6 protein-coding genes are annotated in these 5,312 nt (G+C 75.4%); 2 read left to right on the top strand and 4 right to left on the bottom strand.

The features are described 5' to 3' along the window. Together NH602_RS27665 and manD are read right to left on the bottom strand one after the other, a co-directional pair. A partial coding sequence (locus tag NH602_RS27665) for a mannitol dehydrogenase family protein (RefSeq protein ID WP_253069326.1) occupies window positions 1–1,242 on the bottom strand: 1,242 nt, incomplete at its 3' end. Then, a complete protein-coding gene (gene manD / locus NH602_RS27660; protein ID WP_179762146.1) occupies window positions 1,239–2,447 on the bottom strand; it encodes a D-mannonate dehydratase ManD in 1,209 nt (402 codons plus the stop codon). The genes NH602_RS27665 and manD, both read right to left, overlap by 4 nt. A 105-nt stretch (window positions 2,448–2,552) precedes the next feature. Between manD and NH602_RS27655 the strand changes: the two genes are divergently transcribed. Beyond that, a complete protein-coding gene (locus tag NH602_RS27655; RefSeq protein ID WP_179762145.1) occupies window positions 2,553–3,263 on the top strand; it encodes a GntR family transcriptional regulator in 711 nt (236 codons plus the stop codon). A 13-nt stretch (window positions 3,264–3,276) separates the two neighbouring features. On the opposite strand, the gene NH602_RS27650 is transcribed toward NH602_RS27655, so the two are convergent. Beyond that, window positions 3,277–3,552, bottom strand: a complete 276-nt coding sequence (locus NH602_RS27650; protein ID WP_179762144.1) for an ACT domain-containing protein — start codon at window positions 3,550–3,552, stop codon at window positions 3,277–3,279. A 187-nt stretch (window positions 3,553–3,739) separates the two neighbouring features. Here NH602_RS27650 and NH602_RS27645 point away from each other — a divergent pair, with 187 nt between their 5' ends. Continuing rightward, window positions 3,740–4,501, top strand: coding sequence for an SGNH/GDSL hydrolase family protein (locus tag NH602_RS27645; protein WP_253069325.1), 762 nt, complete (start codon window positions 3,740–3,742; stop codon window positions 4,499–4,501). 21 nt (window positions 4,502–4,522) lie between these two features. Here the strand turns inward: NH602_RS27645 and NH602_RS27640 are convergent. Further along, on the bottom strand, window positions 4,523–5,312 hold a 790-nt coding region (locus NH602_RS27640), incomplete at its 5' end, for a dihydrolipoamide acetyltransferase family protein (protein ID WP_253069324.1).

The raw sequence follows: 5,312 nt of genomic DNA, 5'->3' as shown, positions 1-5,312 counted from the left end.
CGGCGTGCCGGGCCGGGTGGCGTGCACCCAGCCGGCCAGCGCGAGGTGCAGCACGGGCCCACCGGCCCCGGCACGCAGGACCGGGAACCAGCGCTCGGCGATCTTCTGCGAGCCGTCCGACCCGATCTGGGCGAGCCGGTGGTGCAGCCGTGGGTTGGCGAACCGGCCGACGAGGGCCTCGGCGTAGGCCGCCGGGGCCGGACCGCCCGTCGGCAGCGATGGGGCCACCTCGGCCGCGAGCGCTCGCACCAGCGGTGCGCCCCAACCGGTGGCGACGGCGTCGGCGACCGTCTCGGCCCCGGCGGCGAGGCCGAGGTAGGCGAGCGCGGAGTGCGACCCGTTGAGCAGGCGCAGCTTGGTCAGCGCGTACGGCGCGACGTCGTCGACCAGCTCCACGCCGGCCCGCTCCCAGGGCGGGCGGGGCCCGGCGAAGGAGCGCTCCACCACCCACTGCAGGTACCGCTCCCCTGCGACCGGGACGACATCGCCGACCCCGAGGGCACGGGCCGCGGCGACCCGGTCTCCCTCGGTCGTCGCGGGCACGATCCGGTCCACGACACTGGAGGGGAAGCGGACGGCGCTGTCGAGCGCGGCGAGCACCCGGTCGCGGTCCGGCCAGTCCGAGGCCGCTACGAACCCGCGCACGGCGGCCTCGGTCGCGACGCCGTTGCCTGCCATGTTGTCGCAGCTCAGGACCGTCACCGGGGCCCCGTGTCCGCGCATCCGGGCGGCGAGACCGGAGGCCAGCGCCCCGATCGGGGTACGCGGCGGCACGAGGCCCGCGAGGTCGGCGGCGACGTCCGGGTCGGTGATGTCCGGCCCGCCGCCGGAGCCGCGACGGTAGCCCTTCTCGGTGACCGTCAACGTCACGACGGCGACGTCCGGGTCGGCGAGCAGGGCGGCGACCCGCGCGGCGTCCGGGCGCAGGCGCAGCGCCTCGACGACGGCCCCGACGACCGTGGTGGCCGAGCCCGCGGCGTCGTGCTCGGTGAGCGAGTACAGGTGGTCCTGGGCGCGCAGGCCCTCGACGGTCGCCGCCGAGTGCGGCGCGACTCCGGCGATCCCCCAGTCCCCGCCCGCGGCCGCGACGGCCCGCTGGGTCACGGGTGCCTGGTGGGCGCGGTGGAACGCACCCAGCCCGAGGTGCAGGATCCGCGGGCGCAGCGCCCCGGGGTCGACGTCGGGCCGGGCGCGGGCCGGGACCCGGGCCAGCGCGGCGCGGCCGAGCTGCGTGCTGCTCACCAGTCGTGCACCGAACCGTCGAGGCGGCGCGCGACCGGGAGGTAGCGCTGCCGGTACGGGAAGCGGGCGGCGGCCTCGTCGTCATAGGTGACGCCCAGCCCGGGCTCCTCGGACGGGTGCAGCATGCCGTCGGCGAGGGTCGGGCCGCCGTGGAAGACCTCGTGGGCCTCGGGCGGGTGGCCCATGTACTCCTGGATGCCGAAGTTGGGCACGGCCAGGTCCAGGTGTACGGCCGCGGCCATGCTGACCGGCGACAGGTCGGTGGCGCCGTGCGAACCGGTGCGGACCTGGTGCAGCGCGGCGAGGTCGACGATCCGCCGCAGGTGGGTGATCCCGCCGGCGTGGACGACGGTGGTGCGGACGTAGTCGATCAACTGCTCGGTGATCAGCTGCTGCACGTCCCAGATCGAGGTCAGGACCTCGCCGGTGGCGATCGGCGTCGTGGTGTGGCGACGGATGAGCCGGAACGCGGCCTGGTCCTCGGCAGGGGTCGGGTCCTCCATCCAGAACAGCCGGCTGGGCTCGACGTCCTTGCCGAAGCGGGCGGCCTCGATCGGGGACAGCCGATGGTGGACGTCGTGCAGCAGGTGGAAGCCGAACCCGAACCTCTCACGCACCGCCTCGAGATAGCGCGGTGCGAAACCGAGGTAGGCCTCGGTGTCCCAGGACTGCTCGTCGGGCAGCTCGGTCGCGGCGGGCTCGTAGACCGCACCCTTGCGGATGCCGTAGGTGCCGCCGATCCCCGGGACGGCGGCCTGGGCGCGGACGGCCTTGTAACCCAGCGACAGGAACCGCTCGACGTCGTCGAGCAGCTCGGGGACGTCGCGGCCGCTGGCGTGGGAGTAGACGAGCACGCCGTCGCGGCAGCGCCCGCCGAGCAGCTGGTAGAGCGGCAGGCCCGCCACCTTGCCCTTGATGTCCCACAGAGCGGTGTCGACGCCGGCGATCGCGGTCATCGTGACCGGGCCGCGCCGCCAGTAGGCGCCCCGGTACAGGTACTGCCAGGTGTCCTCGATCCGTGCGGGATCGCGCCCGATCAGCAGCGGGACGAGGTGGTCGCGCAGATAGCTCGCGACGGCGAGCTCGCGGCCGTTCAGCGTGGCGTCGCCGAGACCCACCACGCCGTCGGAGGTGGTGATCCGCAGCGTGACGAAGGTGCGGCCGGGCGAGGTGACGAGCACCTCGGCCCTCTCGATCGTGCTCATGCGGCTCCCCTGGCGCGTCGACCCTGTTGCGAACGGCTTGCATACAAGCACTTGTCGGGAAGCTGCGCAAGCGAGCCGTGACGGCCCACGGGATACCGTGAGCGGGTGGCGTCGAACGGGACGCGGCGCACGAGCCGCCGCGAGGTCTACGAGACGCTGCGTCGCGAGGTCCTGACGCTGGCACTGCCGCCGGGGTCGGCCCTGTCGGAGAACGAGCTGGCCGCGCGGCTGGGGGTGAGCCGTACACCGATCCGCGAGAGCCTGGTGCTGCTCGTCGAGGAGGGCCTGGTCCAGGTCTTCCCGAAGATCGGCTCGTTCGTCTCGCGGGTCGACCCCGCGCGGGTGGCCGACGCCCAGTTCGTCCGCGAGGCGATCGAGCTGGCGTCACTGGACCGGCTGCCCGCCGAGCTGCCGGCCGACCGGGTCGCCGCACTGCGACAGAACCTCGCCGCGCAGCAGCGACCGGAGGTCACCGTCGACGAGTTCTTCGAGCTCGACGAGGCGTTCCACCAGGGGCTGCTCGGCCTGAGCGGGCACGGCGCGGCATGGAGCACGGTGGTCTCGGCGAAGGGCCACCTCGACCGGGCACGCCGGCTGGGGCTCGCCCAGAGCCCACCCCAGGAGTACACGGCGCAACACGTGGAGATCCTCGAGGCCGTGGTCGCCGGGGACCGGGACACCGCGCGCGCGGCGATGCGCGACCACCTGCGCGCGGTGTTCGCGGACATCGAGCGGATCCGGGAGCGGTCACCGGAGCTGTTCGCGAGCGGGGCACCGACGGTCCCCGTCCGGCGCAGCGTGGTGGTGTGGGAGTAGCGGCGGGCGGCGTTCAGGCCGGATCGGCGCGGACCACCGGCACGACCCGGCGCAGCTGCTCGAGGAGCAGGTCGGCGTCCCGGCCGTCACGGACGACGACGAGGTCGACCCGGCCGATCTCGCCGGACATGTCGACCCGCAGCGAGCGGACCTTCCAGCGGCGCGACCGCAGCGTGGTGAGGACCTTGTACAGGCCGTCGTCGGCGTCGGTCAGCAGCAGCGAGACGACGTGACCGTGCTCGGCGGGATCGCTTCCGGTACGGGTGCGCTCGGTGGTGGGGGCGTTCATCGGATCTCCGGTGTTCGAGGGCGAACGTCAGGATCCGGCCAGGTCCGGCGGGCACGACGTGCCACGCGCCGGCTCCCTGGCTTCAGCCGGCGCGCCGGGTAATGGTCCGACCGCGCACGGGACGAGGGTAACAGCCGTCACCACCCCCGGGCCGAGCCGCGGCGATCGCGACGCGGATGCTGACCCCGTGCGGTACGTGGCGATCGGGGACAGCTTCACCGAGGGCGTGGGCGACGAGGACGCCGCCGGCATCCCGCGCGGCTGGGCCGACCGGGTCGCCGCCGGGCTGGCCGGCGCCTCCGGCGAACCGGTGCACTACGCGAACCTGGCCGTACGGGGCCGGCTGCTGGCCGACGTCGTCGGGCCGCAGCTCGACGCCGCGCTGGCGCTGGACCCCGCACCGACGCTGATCACGCTCAACGGCGGCGGGAACGACATGCTGCGCCCCCGCACCGACGTCGCCGGGCTCGCCGCGCTGACCGCCCGCGCCGTCGACCGCTGCGCGGCGGCGGGGGTCCGGCTGGTGCTGCTCAGCGGCGCCGACCCGTCGGACCGGCTCCCGCTGGGACGGGTCGTCCACCGCCGCGGCGCCGAGCTGTCGGCGACGGTGCGCACGCTCGCCGCCGCACACGGGCTCACCTTCGTCGACGTGTTCGGCGACGCCGAGATCCGCAGGCCCGGCTACTGGTCGGACGACCGCCTGCACCTGGGCACGCCCGGGCACCTGCGCGCCGCCGGGCTGGTGCTGGAGGCACTCGGGGTGCGCGGCGCGACGCCCGCGACGCCCGTCGCCACGAGCTCGCCGACCTCGCCGACCGGGCCGGCCGCGGGGCTCGCCTACTACCGCGCCCACGTCCTGCCCTGGGTCGGACGACGCCTGCGGGGCCGGTCCTCCGGGGACGGCCGCCCGGCGAAGGCCCCGGCCTGGACGGTCGTCCCGGCGCGCTGAGCCGCGGGGCGGCGCCGGGCGTCACAGGTCGGCCAGCGCGGACAGCGGCGACTCGACGGCGTCGGCGACGAACCGCAGGAACCCGCCCGCGGTGCCGCCGTCGCAGACGCGGTGGTCGAACACCAGCGACAGCTGGGTGATCGACCGCGGGACGACCGCGCCGTCGACGACCCACGGCCGCGGCAGCACCCGCCCGACGCCCAGCATCGCGACCTCGGGATGGTTGATGATCGCGGCGCTGCCGTCGACGCCGAGCACCCCGTAGTTGTTCAGGGTGAACGACCCGCGGGTCAGCTCGGTGGCGGTGACCGAGCCGTCCCGGGCCGCCGCGGTGAGCCGGCGGATCTCGGTGTCGAGGCCGCGCATCCCGAGGCGGTGGGCGTCGGCGACCGAGGGTACGACCAGACCACGGTCGGTCTGCGCGGCGATGCCGAGGTGCACCCCGTCGAGGTGCACGATCTCCCCCGCCTGCGGGTCGACCCGGGCGTTGAGCTCGGGGAACCGAGCGAGACCGGCGACGACGAACCGGGCCAGGATCGCGAGCAGCCCGACCGGGCGGCCGTCGGTGCCGGTGAGCTGCGGGCGCAGGGCGAGCAGGTCGGTGGCGTCGACGTCGACCCAGGTCGTGGCCTCGGGGATCTCGGCGCGGCTGCGGGTCAGGGTCTCGGCGACGGCGCGGCGGACCCCGCGCAGCGGCACGATCGCCCGCACCGCGAGCCCGGTGCGGGGGTCATGCTCCGGCGCGACGGCGGTCGTCGCAGCGGACGGTGCGGCGGCAGGCGGTGCAACGGCGGGCGGCGCGGCAGCGGGC

It is taken from the genome of Pseudonocardia sp. McavD-2-B (genome assembly GCF_024124365.1).
GTDB lineage: Bacteria > Actinomycetota > Actinomycetes > Mycobacteriales > Pseudonocardiaceae > Pseudonocardia > Pseudonocardia alni.
Note: the sequence above shows the minus strand (reverse complement) of the source record. Positions and strands in the feature narration are given on the sequence as shown.

Bases quoted from the DNA above. Each gene is read 5' to 3' on its own strand.
- manD (WP_179762146.1), bottom strand. From the start codon at position 2,447: ATGAGCACGATCGAGAGGGCCGAGGTGCTCGTCACCTCGCCCGGCCGC.
- NH602_RS27650 (WP_179762144.1), bottom strand. From the start codon at position 3,552: ATGAACGCCCCCACCACCGAGCGCACCCGTACCGGAAGCGATCCCGCC.